Origin of the sequence: Helicobacter sp. MIT 11-5569 (assembly GCF_000765695.2) — a bacterium.
Classification (GTDB): domain Bacteria; phylum Campylobacterota; class Campylobacteria; order Campylobacterales; family Helicobacteraceae; genus Helicobacter_D.
In genome coordinates, this window is the sequence record NZ_JRPB02000001.1 from 98,653 (window position 1) to 117,457 (window position 18,805).

14 protein-coding genes, 1 pseudogene and 1 CRISPR repeat array are annotated in these 18,805 nt (G+C 33.0%); of the genes and pseudogenes, 3 read left to right on the forward strand and 12 right to left on the reverse strand.

The genetic code is table 11. The features are described from left to right. The 8 genes and pseudogenes from LS70_RS00485 to cas9 all read right to left on the reverse strand — a co-directional run bounded on the left by LS70_RS00485 (position 1) and on the right by cas9 (position 11,282). A complete protein-coding gene (locus LS70_RS00485; RefSeq protein ID WP_138109276.1) occupies positions 1 to 1,977 on the reverse strand; it encodes a flagellar hook-length control protein FliK in 1,977 nt (658 codons plus the stop codon). A gap of 149 nt (positions 1,978 to 2,126) precedes the next feature. Next, positions 2,127 to 3,107, reverse strand: a complete 981-nt coding sequence (locus tag LS70_RS00490; protein WP_034291304.1) for an iron-sulfur cluster assembly scaffold protein NifU — start codon at positions 3,105 to 3,107, stop codon at positions 2,127 to 2,129. Positions 3,108 to 3,127: 20 nt separating this feature from the next. Further along, positions 3,128 to 4,300 carry a NifS family cysteine desulfurase gene (locus LS70_RS00495; protein WP_034291306.1) on the reverse strand — a complete coding sequence of 391 codons (1,173 nt, stop codon included), beginning with the start codon at positions 4,298 to 4,300 and terminating at the stop codon, positions 3,128 to 3,130. Positions 4,301 to 4,404: 104 nt separating this feature from the next. Continuing rightward, positions 4,405 to 4,668, reverse strand: a pseudogene (locus LS70_RS00500) (YnfA family protein); the annotation flags it as partial. Between the two features lie 62 nt (positions 4,669 to 4,730). After that, positions 4,731 to 5,456 carry a 3-deoxy-manno-octulosonate cytidylyltransferase gene (gene kdsB, locus LS70_RS00505; RefSeq protein WP_034291308.1) on the reverse strand — a complete coding sequence of 242 codons (726 nt, stop codon included), beginning with the start codon at positions 5,454 to 5,456 and terminating at the stop codon, positions 4,731 to 4,733. A gap of 109 nt (positions 5,457 to 5,565) precedes the next feature. Next, a CRISPR array of direct repeats spans positions 5,566 to 6,592; the repeat unit is 36 nt; unit sequence GTTTTAGCCACTTTTTAAATTCTTTTATGATAAAAT. Positions 6,593 to 6,858: 266 nt separating this feature from the next. After that, entirely contained in the window at positions 6,859 to 7,182 is a 324-nt protein-coding gene (cas2, locus tag LS70_RS00510) for a CRISPR-associated endonuclease Cas2 (protein ID WP_034287146.1), read from the reverse strand. Further along, on the reverse strand, positions 7,145 to 8,107 hold the full coding sequence (cas1, locus tag LS70_RS00515) for a type II CRISPR-associated endonuclease Cas1 (protein WP_052083260.1): 963 nt from the start codon (positions 8,105 to 8,107) through the stop codon (positions 7,145 to 7,147). Before cas1 ends, cas2 begins: the two co-directional genes overlap by 38 nt. Before the next feature lies 1 nt (position 8,108). Continuing rightward, positions 8,109 to 11,282, reverse strand: a complete 3,174-nt coding sequence (cas9, locus tag LS70_RS00520; protein ID WP_034287148.1) for a type II CRISPR RNA-guided endonuclease Cas9 — start codon at positions 11,280 to 11,282, stop codon at positions 8,109 to 8,111. Positions 11,283 to 11,502: 220 nt separating this feature from the next. Here cas9 and LS70_RS10360 point away from each other — a divergent pair, with 220 nt between their 5' ends. Beyond that, positions 11,503 to 13,512, forward strand: coding sequence for a methyl-accepting chemotaxis protein (locus tag LS70_RS10360; protein WP_052083261.1), 2,010 nt, complete (start codon positions 11,503 to 11,505; stop codon positions 13,510 to 13,512). On the opposite strand, the gene LS70_RS00530 is transcribed toward LS70_RS10360, so the two are convergent. The 4 genes from LS70_RS00530 to LS70_RS00545 are packed head-to-tail and all read right to left on the reverse strand — an operon-like array spanning position 13,513 to position 16,610. Further along, the gene (locus LS70_RS00530; protein WP_034287159.1) at positions 13,513 to 14,463 is read right to left on the reverse strand and encodes a CobW family GTP-binding protein; all 951 of its coding nucleotides are present in this window, start codon (positions 14,461 to 14,463) and stop codon (positions 13,513 to 13,515) included. Beyond that, complete coding sequence (locus LS70_RS00535) at positions 14,453 to 14,791, reverse strand: hypothetical protein (RefSeq protein WP_034287161.1); 339 nt, start codon at positions 14,789 to 14,791, stop codon at positions 14,453 to 14,455. Before LS70_RS00535 ends, LS70_RS00530 begins: the two co-directional genes overlap by 11 nt. A gap of 46 nt (positions 14,792 to 14,837) precedes the next feature. Next, the gene (locus tag LS70_RS00540; protein ID WP_034287163.1) at positions 14,838 to 15,719 is read right to left on the reverse strand and encodes a polysaccharide deacetylase family protein; all 882 of its coding nucleotides are present in this window, start codon (positions 15,717 to 15,719) and stop codon (positions 14,838 to 14,840) included. A 15-nt stretch (positions 15,720 to 15,734) separates the two neighbouring features. Beyond that, complete coding sequence (locus tag LS70_RS00545) at positions 15,735 to 16,610, reverse strand: carbon-nitrogen hydrolase family protein (protein WP_034287165.1); 876 nt, start codon at positions 16,608 to 16,610, stop codon at positions 15,735 to 15,737. A 262-nt stretch (positions 16,611 to 16,872) separates the two neighbouring features. Here LS70_RS00545 and LS70_RS00550 point away from each other — a divergent pair, with 262 nt between their 5' ends. Continuing rightward, positions 16,873 to 17,409, forward strand: a complete 537-nt coding sequence (locus LS70_RS00550; protein WP_034287168.1) for a PAS domain-containing protein — start codon at positions 16,873 to 16,875, stop codon at positions 17,407 to 17,409. Then, positions 17,406 to 18,785: a methyl-accepting chemotaxis protein gene (locus LS70_RS10365; protein WP_034287171.1), complete on the forward strand. Its 1,380-nt coding sequence runs from the start codon at positions 17,406 to 17,408 to the stop codon at positions 18,783 to 18,785. The genes LS70_RS00550 and LS70_RS10365 overlap by 4 nt, the downstream gene beginning before the upstream one ends. The last annotated feature ends 20 nt before the right edge of the window (positions 18,786 to 18,805 follow it).

The window sequence follows — 18,805 nt, forward strand, 5'->3', positions numbered from 1 at the left end:
TTAAGCATAGTATGAAAAGCTAAATTCCACAATGGCTAATCTCTCATAGGGATTTTTTGCTTTTTTATCTATATGCAAGCTATTTTCGTTCCAACTTTCAGTATTTTCTTGATTTTGTTGCGCATTTTGTTGAAAATTTTGTGCATCTTGTTGCTGTCCTTGATGGAATCCGCCTTGATGATTATTGTTAGAATCCCCAAAATTACCATTTCCTAAGCTATTGCCTTGATTGTCTTTGAAATCAATTTCTACATTTTGGAATCCAAGATTATTTAAAGAATTTTTAAATTCCTGTGCATTTTGCATAATGAGTTGCAGAGCATTTTGGTTTGAGCTAACTTGCACAGAAAGTTTATCGCCATTTTTGGCAATCGTTAATTCTACGCTTCCTAGATTATCTGGATTTAACTCTAAGCTTATTTTTGTAACAGGTGGGCGATAGTTTGCTATTGCATCTCTTAAGCGGTCGCTAAAATGCGTGAAAGTATTTTGGATATTAAATCTTGCCTCTCTTTGAGTTTGTGAAATCCCTTGATAAGTTTCTTGCTCTATTTTTTCATTACGCTTTTCTTTTGCTGTTGCGTTTTGAATTTCTTTTTGAGCTTCATTGTGCATTTTTTGATTTGTTTTTAGCAAATTATTTAAGAAATTTTCTTGTTTTGAGGGTTGTTCTAGCACTTGTTGTAGTATTTCCTCTTTTTGAATAGAGTTAAAGGAATTGCTTGGGGTTGTCTGTTTAGCCTCTTTATATTTTTCAGTTTTATTTGGTGATTCTTTTTGGAATTCTTTATTATATTTTTGAGTAAATCCCATTTGTTGCGTAGTATTTAATTGTTCTTTTGCCTTAGTTTCCAACCTAGATTCTTTTTTGGGGCTTTTTTGCTGTTCTTGAGATTCTAAAGGATTAGGTGCTTTATTTTTTGGTTCTTGCAATTGTATTTTATTTTGAGATTCTGGAATCTCTTTTGTATTTTTCTGTGCAACTTTCTCATTTTGAGATTCTAACTTTTCTTTAGGACTAACTTTATTGTCAGATTTATCTAAAACATTTTTTGGTTCTTGAGATTCTAAAGGATTAGGTGCTTTATTTTTTGGTTCTTGCAATTGTATTTTATTTTGAGATTCTGGAATCTCTTTTGTATTTTTCTGTGCAACTTTCTCATTTTGAGATTCTAACTTTTCTTTAGGACTAACTTTATTGTCAGATTTATCTAAAACATTTTTTGGTTCTTGAGATTCTAAAGGATTAGGTGCTTTATTTTTTGGTTCTTGCAATTGTATTTTATTTTGAGATTCTGGAATCTCTTTTGTATTTTTCTGTGCAACTTTCTCATTTTGAGATTCTAACTTTTCTTTAGAGTTCTCCTCTTTTGTTTCTTTATCAGAAACTAGACTTTTATCTTGCAAAATTGCACTTAGAAGTGAAGAATCTTTCGCATTGTGCGTGTTTTTAGTCTGAAGTTTTGTTTGACTTGAATCTTTGTCTAAAAGATTTTGAATTTGCAATGTTGCTTTAGAATTATTTAAATCAGCTATCTTTTTATTAGGGTTTTGTGTTTGGGTTTCTGCGGAAATCTTTTTTAGATTGAGTTGTAAGCTTTTTGCAACTTCGCCTAAATCCTTTAGGGTTTTTTCTTGTTTTTGGGATTTTGAAAATTCTAACAAATCCTTAGCACTAGTTAAATTTGTAAGATTTTGTTTTTTAAAATCTTTTGTAAGATTGTATTTTTCATCTAGGCTTTTTAGAAAATTACTAGGCTGTTTGTTGGGTGTTAGTGCTGCTTCTTGTTTTGTTGTTTTAGAATTGACATTAGATTTTATATTTTTAGCATTTTTAGGTGTATTTGAAGTTTGGGTTAGGGCATTAAAAATCTCTGCAAAACCTTCTCCTTGTGGATTTTCTACTGATATTGGTGCAGAAGTATTATTTAATGCAGACTTTTTATTAACGGTTTTGACTTCTAATAGAGGAAGCATAAGAACACCTTTTAATGAAATATTATCACTTTAAAAGCAAAAAACATTCCAGATTAATTTTTTACACTAACTCTTAAAATTACGCGAGATTAATTTTTGCGTGGATTCCATAAATTTAGAATCCACACATTTAAATGTATTGTATTTACTTATACAGGAAAGACGCGGATACTAGAATCTAAATTTTCTTGCAAGACAGATTCAATGGCAAAAAGAGTGCCTGTGGCACTGCTAGCACACCCGCTGCAAGCTCCTAAATAGCGGATATAAACATCTGTATAGCCATCGCTTCCATTTTTCAAATCAATAATTTCCATATTTCCGCCATCCATCATTAGCATAGGGCGGATTTTTTCATCAATTGTATTTTCAATTGCCTTAATTTTTTGCACTGTTGTCATTTCTGTAAATTTTAGATCCCCATGGATTTGCGCATCTGCTTTTGCCTTTAGGGATTCTTCTTCCATTTCTGCGCGCACTTCTTTTAGAATATCTACCAAATAATATTCTCTCTCTTCGTGTCCGCCGGGCTTAATACAACTTTTACAAAATGCACCTGCTTTTGTGTATTCTGTAATTTCTTCTACACTTTTTAAATCATTAAGCTTAATCACTTCTTTAAGCGTTCCTAAGCTAACTCTAGCGCATTCACAAACGATAATTTCATCTTCAAAATCTTCGGGATTCTTTCCTAGATAAAGTGCAGCTGCTTTTTTAATCACATCATAAGCCATAACAGAGCAGTGCATTTTTTGTCCTGGAACTGCTGGAGTATCTGGGTCATCACGCAAAGCTTTTTCTACATCAATATTTGTAATTTTCACCGCTTCTTGCACTTTTTTGCCAAGACAAAGCTCCACCATCATATCACTACTTGCAATCGCAGTCCCACATCCAAAACTCTTAAACTTAGCATCTACAATAATATCATTGCTATCTACAAGCCAATATAATCTTACTGCATCCCCGCAAGCTTCTGCACCATAATCTGCGACAATGAGTTTTAAGCCCCTTTTATCTGCCTCTTCTTGTGTGATAACCCCTAAATGTGTAGGATTATCCATTCTTTCGCTAACTTTTTTGGAATATGCGTCCCATAACGCACCACCTAATAATTCATTTTTTGCCATTATATTTCCTTTGTTAAATCTTAATAACTACTTGAAATAGAGCGCAAACGCTCAATAGATTTTTTGAAAACATCAATCGTATAATCAATCTCTTCTTCTGTCGTAAAACGGCTTAAAGAGATTCTAACTGCTGTGTGTGCTAGCTCTTTATCCGCTCCAATCGCGCTCATAACCGGATTTGCTTCTAAGTCTTCACTCGCACAAGCACTTCCTGTAGAACATGCGATTCCATATTTGTTTAAATCCCAAAGCATTGCTTCACCCTCAACGCCGCGGATACTAACAAGAATCGTATTTGGAACTCTAATCTCACGATTCCCTACGACAAAAGTATCTGGAATCCCCAACAAAGCGTCCTCTAATTTATCACGTAATCTTTTTACATTATTGCGTTCAAAATCCAAATATAGCGTTGCTTGACGCATTGCCTCACCCATTGCGATAATATAAGGCACATTTAAAGTCCCGCTACGGCGTCCGCCCATATGCTCACCCCCGTGAAATAGCGGAGAGAGATTAACGCCTTTTTTGATATATAAGCCACCAATTCCCTTTGGTCCATGAAATTTATGCGCACTAAAGCTAAGTAAGTCAATATTGCATTTTTGCACATCTACTGGAATCTTGCCAATGGCTTGCACAGCGTCTGTGTGGAATAAGATTCCATGTTTTTTGCAGATTGCGCCAATTTCTTCAATAGGAAAAATGATTCCTGTTTCGTTGTTCGCCCACATTATGCTAACAAGCGCAGTTTTGTCAGTGATTGCTGCTTCAAGCTCTGCAACATTAAGTGTTCCATTTTCTCCAATGGGAAGATAAGTAACATTAACTCCAAGCTCTTCTAAAAAACGACAGGTAGCAAGGATTGCTGGGTGTTCTACTTCTGTGGTGATAATATGATTCTTTTCTCCAAAGCGCAAAATATCAAAATACACTCCCTTTAGCACCCAGTTATTGCTCTCTGTCGCACAAGAAGTGATGATAATATCATCTTCATCACGCGCATTAATGCCTTCATATAAATATTCAAAAGACTCTCTAATTGCTGGATGTGTTTCTGTGCCAAAGCTATGCAAAGAGTTAGGATTCCCATATTTTTCACAAAAATAAGCATCCATTTTTTCTTTTGCTTTTGGGTCTAGCATTGTTGTGGCGTTATTGTCTAAATACACCCTTTTGTTAGACTTTTCCATATTGTTTATCCTTTCTAAAAAGATGAAAAATAATAATATTTGTTTATTTGTTGCAAAATTACAAATTGCGCTTAGCTTTTACTCTAAAAATGCTTAGATTATTTTTAAGTATTGCGTGGCGCAAACATAATAAAATATACACCCGCACAAATTAAAATTGCACCTAAAAAATCCCATAAATCCGGCTTGAATCCATCAAAATAGCATGCCAAAAGGATAGAAAATACTACAAAAACTCCCCCATAAGCAGCATAAACGCGTCCAAAACCTTGCACTTGTAGAGTAGCTATAATCCCATAGAAAGCTAAAAGTAACATACCTATGATACCAAGTGATACACTTTTGCCTTCTTTGAGCCAGATCCATACTAAATAGCCCCCTCAAACTTCAAAAATAGCACTCAATAAAAAATAAAATAAAGACTTTGCGATCATTTGCAAAAGAATTTTAACGCATTTTGTAAATCTTCTTGTGTGTCAATACCAAAAGATTGTGATTTCACTTTTGCCATTACAATAGTTTTTCCATTTTCTAATGCGCGGAGTTGCTCAAGCTTCTCAATGGATTCCAAAGTGGATTTTGGTAGGCTACAAAATTCTTGCAAACTTTTTGCGCTAAATGCGTAAATTCCTATATGTCCATAGTAGGTTACGGATTCTAAATTGTCTCTATTATAAGGAATCTTAGAGCGTGAAAAATAAATTGCTTCGTTGTTTGCATTTAGCACAACTTTAACAAGGTTTGGATTCTCTGCATCATCTTTGCTAATCACTTTTGCGCAACTTCCCATAAATGGAATCACACCATTTTTAGTATTTTGCTCCATGAGAGTTTTTAGCGTTTTAATCACTTCTTCTTCTAAAAATGGCTCATCAGCTTGCAGGTTAATCACAATTTCAGAATCTTTAAGGCGCAAGATTCTAGCGCATTCTGCGATTCTATCTGTTCCGCTTTCGTGCGTGTTGCTTGTTAGGATGGAATTTATCTTATAGTGTGCGCAAACATCTGCGATTATGGGTTCATCACACGCCACGACAACATCATCGATTTTTTTTGCGAGATTTGCAGTGCGTATTACCATAGGGATTCCATCAATTTGCTCTAAAACTTTATTTGGAAAACGGGTTGATTTAAGTCTTGCTGGAATTATAATCATTGTTTCTCCTTTAAAGTTTATAGGTATGATTATAGCACAAGCATTTTAAAGTTGTAGAGTTTATTAAAAAGCTAAGAACATTTTTTCTAATATTATCTTCGTTTGTTTTGTTTTAGCCACTTTTTAAATTCTTTTATGATAAAATTTATTCTAAGAGAAAAGAAAAACATTTTTGGTTTTAGCCACTTTTTAAATTCTTTTATGATAAAATGCGCAAAAAATGAGTATGTGGGATAAAGTAGTTTTAGCCACTTTTTAAATTCTTTTATGATAAAATCTTTATATAGGCATAAATTGCTATCAGATGTTTTAGCCACTTTTTAAATTCTTTTATGATAAAATTTTTTGATGTGCGCAATTTCAAACAATACAGGTTTTAGCCACTTTTTAAATTCTTTTATGATAAAATTAAGGAGTTAAAACAAACCTATCATACACTGTTTTAGCCACTTTTTAAATTCTTTTATGATAAAATTCAAGGGCAAGGCAAAGTGCTTATTTTGCGTGTTTTAGCCACTTTTTAAATTCTTTTATGATAAAATAAATATTATATTAGTAAATCTCCTTTGGTAGTTTTAGCCACTTTTTAAATTCTTTTATGATAAAATTCATCAGAGATATAGACTTCCACTTCAACAGTTTTAGCCACTTTTTAAATTCTTTTATGATAAAATTTAAAGCAAAAGTTGCGGGAACACAAGAAAGTTTTAGCCACTTTTTAAATTCTTTTATGATAAAATATAAAGTTTTGGTAAATAAAACTTATGAGTGTTTTAGCCACTTTTTAAATTCTTTTATGATAAAATTGAAATGAAAGCATTATGGGTTTAATAGAAGTTTTAGCCACTTTTTAAATTCTTTTATGATAAAATATAAAGTTTTGGTAAATAAAACTTATGAGTGTTTTAGCCACTTTTTAAATTCTTTTATGATAAAATTGAAATGAAAGCATTATGGGTTTAATAGAAGTTTTAGCCACTTTTTAAATTCTTTTATGATAAAATATTTAGGAAAAAATAATAATATCCTAAATGGTTTTAGCCACTTTTTAAATTCTTTTATGATAAAATAAATCAGCAATCTTGGATATTGATTCTACTGTTTTAGCCACTTTTTAAATTCTTTTATGATAAAATACACCTCATTAAAATGGTGTATTTACGAATTTTGAGAGGTTTTAAAAAGGCTTAAATATCCTAAATAGGTATTTAAGGAAAATGAATTTATAATTCCAATCAAAGAATTTAATAAGTGGCTAAAATAAGGAGTTTTCGGTCTCTGCAGGGTTACAATCCCTTAAAACCGATTTTATAATTTCCTTTTCTACAAAATACAATAACCTTGATAAGATAATTTAACAACAAATTTCTTGCAAATTTTTTATCATAACAAAATTTAGAATCTAAAAAAGTGTGAGTTGTCTTGGTTTATTTACCTTTTCATTTTTACTTGGCTTTCCAAGCAATAATCGCATATTATCAAACTGCTTTTCTGTCAAGATTAACCCTCTAATATGCCCTTTAGGTGGTATCATCAAACCCACTTTATCTAAATGATTATTTGCACTTGCTATGCCTTTGCAGATTCGCATATAAACACTATATTGCAACATCATAAAGCCTGCTTTAATGAGCCGTTTGCGAAATCTTGTATAATTTTTCCTATCTTCTTTATTTATTGTAGGCATATCAAACATCACTAGCACTCTCATAAATTTCTCTTCCATTTGATTTATCCTTGCAAAATAGCGGAAGTTTGAGTTTAGATTCTTCCTCTATACACCGCACTAAGCTTTGCACACTGACGATGATTGCGCGACTAAGTGGATAGAGTTTATCCTCTGTCTTCACTGCTATATTTAAAATATTTGCTAGGTTAAGACGATGCTCAAGTTTAAATTCCTCTTCTAACTCTCCACACTCACACATTTGCACAACCATAGAATCTACAAAGATTCTATAAGGTTCTATCATATCATCAGCGAGATTAAAAGCATTAAATTGATTAGCATGAAAAATCCCAAGTGCCGGATTTAGCCCACTTGCACAAAGGCTTCTAACTATCATTCCTCTAACAATCGCATAACCATAATTGAGTGTAGCATTTATCGTTCCTATTTTGCTATCTTCAAAAATTTGTATTTTGCGACTAAAATCTGCCCCAAAAAGTGCTTTAAAATAAATTGCCGCTGCTTTTGCTTCGTTATTTGCGCTATCTGCTAGATTTACACTTTTAGCTAAATACTCCAAATTCTGCCATTGATTCTTGCCACACATTTGCAATAAAGCCGCTTGATTAGTGATTTTTGCCTTTATGATTTGCTGCCACAGCACAGCTTTTCTTTGCTTTTTAAGTGCAATTTGAGTTTGCAAGACACTTAAACTTCTATAATGCCCCAAAAATGGCATAAATATTCCACTAGGCAAATGCGCATTATCGCAAGTATAAAAGATGATTTTATGAAGAGCTAGTGCATTAAGCAAGGCATTTGTGAGCGTGATTTGTGGAGATTCTAAAATAAGGCACAAAATATCAGATAGTGGAATCTTCACCTTATCCTTTTTATCTTGTGCAATACACAGATGATTATCAAGCAAACTAAGCTTTGCGGGCGTGCTTAGAAAAAGTGTGCGAAAAGCAGAATCAAACATCTTATTTATTAATTCTATGTTTTGGGCTAGATTTTAGGGTGATAGCTTGACGCGGTGCAAAATCTGCCTTTTGCACTTCACCTAAGGGTGAGACTTGGTATTTTTCAAAAGTTTTTAAATCTTCTATTGTTACAAATCCACCTATAATTTTTCTATTTTTTTCTAGTTGCTCTATTTCTTTGGGTGTTTTATCTTTCCATACATTTTTCTTGCCCCCCTTAACAACTTCTTTGCTGGTAAATAGCTTGCGTTCATTTTCGTTTAAATTTACATACAAATTATTGTGTTTTTCAAACTTTATTCCTGCTGTGTTAGAATTAAAATCTGTGTAATAACACAACTCCGCCTTTTCCATTTCCTTTTTCTGCACTAAAATCAAATCATCTTTAAAAAGACTAAAGCAAAATTCATAGTTAGAATCCATTTCAAGCCAATCTTTAATCACTCCTTGTTTATCTTTACCACTTACTACTGCTTTATTAGGCAGCACTCCTAAGGCAAAGTCCATTGTATAAATTGGCACACCATAGAATTTACCATTGCTTTTGTGTTGAAAAATATCCACACGCACCATTGTTCCATTACTCACAATTTTTGTGCCAACTTGGCGGATTTTTCCTAATGCTATTGCCTTTTGGATACCCGCTTTCCCACCATAATCCATTTTTTCTTTTTTAGCATATTCTTTATCATTGCATAATCTTTCAAAGGAGTAAAATGTTTCTTCATGCAAAGCTCCCCTTGCTCTTTTACGTGGAGGTTTAGAAACAAAGATAGAATCTATTTTTTCCAAAACCTTTTGCCTAAAATGATTCGTTGGCTCAAAGAATACTTTTTGTTTTTTATATTCAGATTCTGCAATTTCTTTCGCATAAAACTTTGCCTTATTTTGTTCTCTGTGTTTTTTATAATCTGAAAATGCCTTAATAACTTTTTCATTACTATAAGCGATAATTATCGCATCAACTGCGTGGTGGAGGTGATTATCACGATTTTTATCTCCTAATCCCCAATAATGTCTAAGCATAGCGGTTAAACTCCCGCTTATGACTTCCACATGCACTTTACTTCCTTTTTCTCCTGCAATGCTTACTTCATCTTCGCTTAACTTCTCAAAACTTAGACAATTTTTTGTCCATTGGCTAACAAGTCTTGCGATATAGCCCGTATCATTGATATTTCGCGTAAGGAATCCTTGCTCTTTATCTTTAAACTGCATATTATAGATTCTCTGCCGTTTTGGCTTTGGAAGCTTACTTGCAAGACTTAAGATTTTTTCCCATTTGTCTTTATTTTCGCCAAAAGCTTCAAAAGGTGTTTTGTTGAGCTTATTTTGGTTTTCTTTGCTAAAAACAAGCACTTTATTATTATAGCTATCATCGAAACTTCGTGAATAAGGATAAATATGATCAACTTGTAAAATAGCAGGATTTTTTAAATCATCTATTGCAATCTCTTTTCCACTATACACACAAGATTCTTGCTGCTCTCTCCAAAGCTTCATTTTAAGAATATTTGCACCATTAATTGGTAATCCTAGAATCTCACATTGCTTTTGTGCCTCTTGATTTTTAGCAAAATTTTCTTTTTGCTCTTTTTCAATTTTATTTCGCTCTTCCTTACTTTTACCAACTTCACGCGTAAATTCTATATGAATCTTGTGCATCTTGCCATATTTTCTTAAAAGTGCATTTAACACCTTGCGATACTCACTTAATGCCCTTGCGACAACAGGATTGGCAAGATAAGGCTCATAATTTTCAAGAGGAGGGAGAAAATCATCTTTAGATTTATTTTTTGCTACTTCTTTTAATCCCGCTTTTTCCACTGCCTCATCATAACGCAAGCACTTGTCTTCTCTTTCTCCACGCATAAAAGGTAAAATTTGACTCAATGCTTCAAGGCTTAGATTAATTGTTTGAGAGAATGAAAGATTGCTTAGATTCTGTATTTGTGTTTCATCAAGCGGGAATTTTTTCAATTCTTTTGCAAGTTTTTCTTTGTCCTTAGTTATCATAATTTCTTTTGCAATAGAATCTAAAATTTCGCGAGAAATTCCCTCAAAGCTACCCAAAGCCTTTTTAAATTTTTGCAAGTTTTTTGATTCAAAAAGTTTAGTTTTTTCAGCTTCTTTAAGCTCTTTTGTATAATCAAGTTTAGAATCTTTAAAACGAACACTAGATTCTATATCTAAAATCTCTCTTAGCTTTTTATAGCTTATCTCGCCTTTATCTAGCACGATTTGTAAAATTTCATTAATTTTATCTCTACTATAAACTTCACCGCTAGTGTTTTGTAAATTTTTTAATGTATTAATAATGCGACCTAAAGCAACAAACTCTATCGCGCTTAGAGAATCTTTGGGGGCGCGTTTCGCTCCTTCTATAAAGGTGCAATCACCTATTTTGTCGCTAAAATCTTTTAAAGGTCTTTGAAAAAAGGCGGTTTCTAATACCTTCTTTTTAAATTCTTCACTAAAATTTAACCCAAATTCTCTTTGTTTTTCAAAAATTAATCTAAGCTCATTTTGCATTTGGGTTTGTGCGATGCAGTGTTCATAATCTCCTGCCTTATTACGCACATTTTTAAATTCTTTTGTAGTATTGTTACCTTTTTTCTCTTCTTGCAATCTTTCTTTTTGAAAAAATTCTTGATAAAGATATTCTCCTGCACTTTGGTAACCCTTTTCATTTAATATTTTTTCATTATTTGAAATAGCTTTTTTAATTTTTCCCGATTCTGCATCATCAGTTTCTTTGGCGTGTTTATTTCCATACCCACGATGTTTAGCAATATGCAAAATCACCCTTGCTAATTCTTCTTTTTCTAGCTTCTCTCTTAATGCTTTAGACCTTAGTTCATAAGGATTTATAAGCTTTCCTGCATAAGCCTTAGGTAGTTCCCCATCTTGTGCTATATAATCTTGATAATTTAACCCAAATTCTTTGCATATCAGCTGTTTAATCGCATTAAGCCTGCCTTTTCTTCGTGCTAATCTCCGCCTAACCCCTCGTGCTTCTCTTCTAGGTAACGCCAAAGATTCTTTTGTTTTAGGATTTTCTGCTTTAGTGAAGATTCTCACCCCACAATCAATGAGTTCTTCACCCTCAACATAAGCCCAACCAATGCTTGTAATCCCAATATCAAATCCTAGAATTTTGCTTTTATCTGACATGATATTTTTTCCCTCAATAATTTAATGCAGTAATGAAATATTCTATCATAAAATATTAACTTCATTGTGTTTTTGGCTTCAAAACAAGGATAGAGATTTAGGTGAATAAATTTTGCAGACCCTAAAAAATACATTTACTTAAGCAGCAATATTTAGATATAATTCTAAGTTTATTTCTGTGTCATCTTAATAGCGTTGATTATTTTTAGGGAGGAAAATCATGAGTGTAAAGATTAAAGTCGCACTGCTTGTAAGCATTATTTCTATAATTGCTATGGTTTTGTTAAGCACCGTTTCTATAACACTTAACAAGCAAGAATCAATGAAAACTGCAACAGAAAACCAAGCAAAGGAGTTAAGAGTTGTTGAGATGGTTATTGGCATCAACAATGAGCAGATGAAAAAAGCTGTTCTTGCTTTGGTGGATAAGATTAATTCTTTGCCAGATAGCCAGCTTGCTTCAAGAGAGCTTATTGCTCAACATATAGGGGATTTTCTTAAACTACATAAAGATACTGCTGGAATATATGCGACTTATTTAGGTTTGGCAAATGGAACAATGATTGAAAGCAACCATTTAACAGATGAAGCAGGACAAATTTATCGTTTCCGCGGTGGGGATTATGACAATACTGGTTATCAAGCAAATCAACGCGGTTGGTTTATAGAAGCAGTTAAAAAGAATGGATTTTACCAAACCGAGATTTATAGCGATTCTATCACAGGGAAACCAAACTTTACTTATAGTTATCCTATTGTGAAAAATGGAAAACTTATAGGGGTGGTTGGTATAGATATTTTCCTTGAAAACTTACAGCAGTATTTTGATGCCCTTAAAGAGCAAAATGATATAAATCTTTTCGCGCTTGACTCTCAAAATATTCCATTTATTGCTACTGAAAAATCATATATTTTGAAAAAAGATAAATTCTTTGATGAAATTGATGCAATGAGCCATAAAACAGGAGATTTTGAACCTTTTACAATTCTAGAAAATGGGGTTGAGAAAATCGCACAATGCAAATCTGTTTCGCATCCAGAATTTGCCGATTTTACTTTGTGTAGTTTAGAAACTATCAAAGAGATTGAAGCACCAATTATCAAAGCAGGATATGTGCAAATAGGCTTAGGAATCTTATTTGCTCTGATTGCAAGTGCGATTCTTTATATAGTGGTTAATATTATGTTGCATCCTTTAGCAACTATCACACAAGGCTTAAAAGCATTTTTTAGCTTCCTTAATTTTGAAGTTAAAACAGCTCCAAAACCTATTGCAATTAAAACCAAAGACGAATTTGGGCAAATGGCAGCTGCTATTAATTTTAATGTAGAAAAAACACAAAAAGGATTAGAGCAAGATTCTAAAGCAGTCGAACAATCTGTCCAAACTGCAAAAACAATAGAATCTGGGGATTTTACTGCAAGAATTACAGAAACTCCTCATAGTCCAAAGCTTAATGAATTAAAAAATGTGCTCAACCATCTTTTAGATGATTTACAATCTAAAATAGGTTCAGATACAAACGAAATTTCACGCGTCTTTGATTCTTATACCAAGCTTGACTTCACCACAGAAGTAAAAGATGCGCATGGAAGAGTAGAGGTGGTAACAAATACTCTAGGAGAAGAAATTAGAAAAATGCTTCGCGCAAGTTCTGAATTTGCACAATCTCTCTCTATGGAGTCAAAATCTCTTGCTGAGGCAGTATCAAATCTCACAAATTTAACAAATTCTCAAGCAGCTAGCTTAGACAAAACTGCACAAGCGGTAGAAGAGATTACTGCTTCTATGCAAAATGTGAGCAGCAAAACAGAAGATGTAGTGCGACAAAGTGAAGATATTAAAAATGTCATTGGAATCATTAGAGATATTGCCGACCAAACAAACCTTTTAGCATTAAATGCAGCTATTGAAGCAGCAAGAGCAGGAGAGCATGGAAGAGGCTTTGCAGTTGTTGCTGATGAAGTTAGAAAACTAGCAGAGCGCACGCAAAAATCTCTAGGAGAGATTGAAGCAAATACGAATCTCTTAGTGCAAAGTGTTAATGATATGGGAGAATCTATTAAAGAGCAAACTGCAGGAGTTACCCAAATCAATGAAGCTGTTTCTCATTTGGACGCTGTTACACAAGAAAATGTTGGAATCGCTAATGCAAGTTTTGAGATTAGCGAGAGAGTAGATAAAGTCGCTCAAGATATTCTTGATGATGTTAATAAAAAGAAATTCTAATTAATATTGCGTGTATCTTGCAGAAAGATTCAAAAAAGATTCTAAAGATTTAGCAATGCGTTTGAGGTCTAGATTTTTTGCGATAATTACTAGCTTTGAGCCTTTTCCTCGTGTTTTAGTATGAGTGGTTGGGTAGATAAGATGTCCCACACCATTGAGATTTACAAGATAATCTTCTCCCACATCTAAAAGCCCCTTTACCCTTAGAATCTGCTCTCCATAGCGGTGCAAAAGCATGCTAAGCCAAATGCTAAAAATACTCCAATCTAAGCTTTCATCAAAAGAAAGGCAGAGTGAGTCAATCTCGCTTGTATGAGAAGTTTCATTAGGAATCGCAGTCAAATTTTGGCTTTTTATATTTGTGAGATTTTCAAAACTAAAATCCTTTTTGTCAATAAAATCTATGCCTTGATGAATGGAATCTATTTTTGTTTTTAAGGGGCTTATATCGTGGTTTAAATCTGTTTTTGTGAGTAAAATACAATCTGCGCTAATGATTTGATTATACGCTTCTTGGTTATTTTGAATATGTGAAAGTCCGCTAAGAGCGTCAATGCAAGTGATGATATTAAAAACTTCAAAATGATTTGATAAAAATATATCACTTAAAAAGGTAAAAATAATAGGTGCGGGATTTGCAATGCCTGTGGTTTCTATTAGGATTCTCTCTAATTTTTGGTTTTTTTGCTCATATTTATTAAGGAGTTCTTTAAACTTTATGCTTAAATCCTCTCTTTTGTTGCAGCACATACAGCCAGCATTAAGCATAATTGTTTTTTCTTTGACAAATTCAGTTTGGATAAGCATATCATCAAGAGAAATTTCTCCAAGCTCATTGACTACAACAGCAATATTTGCATTTTTCTTATCTTGTAAGAGTTCTTTTAAAAAAGTAGTTTTACCGCTTCCTAAAAAACCTGTGATGATATGGATAGGAATTTTAGCTGGCATTTTTTGTGTTTAGAAAATCAAGGAGGTTTTCATCAATAGCATCAAGTGAGAATCCTTCAAGCTCACTTGCTTTAATCCATAAATCTCCAAGGTCATTAACAATCACAAAACCGCCTTTTTTGTTGCTTAGGAGATATTTGCTTCCTTGCCAATCTTTGAGATTTAGCCCATAAAACTCTAAAATATCATTGATGATTGCGACTTTTTTAAGCCTTAAGCGCATTCTCTCTCTTTGATTCTCTCCTGCTACAATAACAGAGCTTTCTTCTTTAAAGTGCGCATCACTCCAATGCAAAACGCTTAGCATTTCTCCGCATAAAACACACATAATAAACCTTACTAAAGGGCTAAAATAGCCCTTTGATTTTTAATATTTACTTTTTTCTTGGACATCTTTTAAGGAAGTCGTCTGCAATTTCATTGAAATTTACCCAACGCACATTTTCTTTGCTGTTGATATGCTCAATAATGCGTTCATGCATAAGTAAAACTTGTGGTCTTGCGCTTACATCAGGGTGTATTGTCATCGCAAAAACCGCATAATCCATTTCACGATAAACCCAATCAAATTGGTCTATCCACATTTGCCCTATATCTCTTGGGGAAATGAATCCAAAGCTATTAGGAGATTTTTTGATAAACATCATTGGTGGTAAATCATCTAAATACCAGTTTGCAGGAATCTCTACTAAATCTGTTTCATGCCCTCTTACTAAAGGCTTCATCCAATCCTTTGCTTGAGCTCTATAATCAATTTTTGTCCAGCTATCGCCCACACGCACATAATAAGGTGTGAAGTCATTGTGCATTAAAGAGTGGTCGTATTTAATTTCATGCTTTAGCAAAAGCTCATTTGTTACATTAGAAAACTCCCACCATGGAGCAACATAACCATTTGGTTTTTTACCTGTTAAATCTTTAATCAGCTCTATACTTTTGACAAGTACATCTTCTTCTTGCTTAGGTGTCATTGCTATAGGATTCTCATGGGAATAGCCATGCGCACCAATCTCATGCCCTGCATCTACAATCATTTTCATTTGCTCAGGGAAAGTCTCAATAGAATGTCCGGGTGCAAACCAAGTCGCTGGAAGATTGTATTTTTTAAATAAATTTAAAAGTCTAGGAATCCCTACTTCACCCGCAAAAAGTCCTCGTGAAATATCATCAGGAGAATCTTCCCCGCCATAGCTTCCAAGCCAACCTGCAACTGCATCAATATCAACGCCATAAGCAACTAAAATTTCTTTTGCCATTTTATTCTCCTTGTGTTAAGATAAAAGCTCTTTTAGAACTTTTTGATTGAGCTTTACATTTAAATCTTTTAAATAAGGCAAAGCCTCTCTTTGCGATGTAACTTCTGCAAGATTTAAATCCGCCACAATGACTTCTTCATCTTGTAAAGCTTGAGTGAGAATCTCTCCTTTTGGATTAATGATTCTTGAATTTGCTGCAAATTCTAAAGTCTCGCCATTAAGCTTAGAGACTTCAGACCCACTTCGATTATTCGCTAAGACAAAAACGCCATTTTCTAAGGCTCTTGCTCTACTTGCTAAATCCCACACATAATTTCTTGCCTTGCCAAAAGCTGCGGGATAAATAAGAATCTGCGCTCCTTTTAAAGATAAGAATCTCGCCCCCTCGCCAAAGCCTATTTCATAGCAAATACCTAAACCGACTTTGATGATTTCTTTGTCGATTTTGAGTTTAAAGATAGGATAATCTTTGCCCCTTTGGAATCGCTTTTTTTCATTACCCCAAAGGTAAATTTTGCGGTATTTGCCTACCAAGCCTTCTTTATTAATAATATAAGCACTATCGTAAAACTTATTTTTATCTTTTTCGATACTTGAAGTAATGATGTGAATAGAATGCGTTTTTGCAAATTCATACAAACGATGAAGTGTAGGGTATTTTGAAGAAAGTTCTTTTAGTCTTTTGTTTTTTATGGCTTTTTGGAAAAATGCAAAATCAAGCCCAAATTTAGAATCTTTATCCTCAACGCAATATCCGCTATCAAAAAGTTCGGGTAAAACGATGATTTTTGCACCTTTTTCTACAGCTTTTGAGGCGAGATTCAAGGATTTATCTAAATTTTCTTCTCTTTGGTAGGATTCTGGTGTGAATTGTATGAGTGCGACTTTCATTCTTTAATCTTTAAAGTTTTTTAAAACAACCTTAATTAAGTGCATTCTATCTAAGCAAAACTTAAAATTTACTAATTGCATTTTTATTCTTTTTATATTATTCAGGCTTGAAAAATTTGTTTTTTGGTTTTGACTTGAAGTTATTTTATTTAATCATTATTAAATTTAGAAAATTTTACAGCTGTCTTTATGTGATTCTTATAAATTTTTAGTAATAATTATTATTTTAGCATTATTTTTATATTTTTCTTAAGGAAAAAATATGGAATCTCTCTTGAACCTTCTTAAAAATGAAGTTTTTTTAAATGATGATACTTTAATTACTTCCAAAACAGATTTAAAAGGCAAAATAACTTATGGGAATCTTGATTTTATTAAATATGTTGTTTATAGTGAAAAAGAGTTTTTAGGCAAACCTCATAGTATTGTGCGTCATCCTTTTATGCCACGCGCTGCTTTTAAACTTTTGTGGGATACAATAGAGGCAAAGCAAGAATTTTTTGCATTTGTGTGCAATCTTTCTAAAAAGCGTCAAACATATTGGGTTTTTACGAATGTAACTCCTTCTTATGATGAAAATGGACAAGTGATTGGGTATTATTCTGTGCGTCGTCGTGCGAGCAAAGCTGGAATCGAAGCAATGATAGAAATTTATAAGCAATTATTGCTCATTGAAAAAGAGCATGGGTTAGATGCAAGTGTAAAATTTGTATTAGATTATTTAGAGCAAAACAATACAACTTGGGACAAATTAATTATTGACCTTCAATCACAAGGAAAAGTAGGGGGTTATAGATGAAAATTTTTTTAATGATTGGAATCGCACTTAGTGTTATTGGTTTTGTTGTTGAAATTCTTTTACAAAACTTTAGTGCGCATTTAGTCTTTTATGTTTTAATTATGACTTCTTTGATTTTGGGATTCTTAAAATTTAAAAAGCGTGAAGAGTTTATTCAAAAAATGCTGAATGTTACAAATTTTTATCAAAAAGGAATATTTGAAAAGCGTGTTTTATGGATTGAAGGTGATGCAGACCTTTGCACAATGGCAAATAATCTAAATAATGTGGCGGATAATTTAGAAGCTTTTATGCGAGAAATTAGCACCGCAGTCCATTCTTCTCAACAAGGAAAATATTATCGTCTAGCTTATGCACAAGGCTTAAAGGGTGATTTTATTCAAAATATTAATAATATTAATGCAGCATTACTAAAAATTGAAGAGAATGCAAAAGAAAATATTCAAAATGCGCTTGCTAAATCTCTTCTTGATTTGAGCTTGGGTAGCCAAAATGAAAATTTAACAAAAATTTCATCAGATTTAGATGGAGATATGCAGCAGCTTGATATTGTAAATGACAATGTTACAAATATTACAACAAGTGCTAAGGATTCTCAAAGAGATGTAGCAAGTATTAACGAATCCATTGATACATTAATGGTGATTATTAATGAAAATCTAGCCACCATAGAGAGCTTTACTCAAAAATCAAAAGATATTCATTCTGTTGTTGAGATTATTGCCGATATTGCTAACCAAACAAATTTACTTGCCTTAAATGCAAGCATTGAAGCAGCAAGAGCAGGAGAGCACGGAAGAGGGTTTGCTGTTGTTGCTGATGAAGTGCGCCAGCTTGCAGAAAAGACGCACAAGGCAACTAATGGAATCTCAATGGTAGTGCAAAATATGCAACAAGAAATTGCCGAGATTCAAGACAATTTTTCTCAAATTTCTGATTATGCAAACTCTACGCAAAGCAATATTGCAAATTTTAGTGAGATATTTGGAAAAATGGAGCAAACAACAATCACGCTTCAAGAAGTCTTTGATAAACTATCTTCGCGCTTGTTATTGAGTATTTCTAAGCTAGAACACATTGTGTATAAATCAAATTTATATCTAAGTTTTAATCTAAGAAAGGAAACTTGCGATTTTAATGCCATTAATCCTATTTCTAAGTATTTAGATAATGAAAAAACATTACTAAGAATCGGACAATTAGATATTGAAGGGTTAAATCAAACAAAACAAGCCTTGCTTGCAGATACAAATTCTGCGTTAGATAAACTTAGCCATACTTTGACAAAAGAAAATGTGGAATCTATCATCAATACATTTGGAGATATTGAAAAATCTTCAAAACACGCTATTGAGCTTTTAGAATCGCACGCATAAATACCTAGAAGTATTTGTGA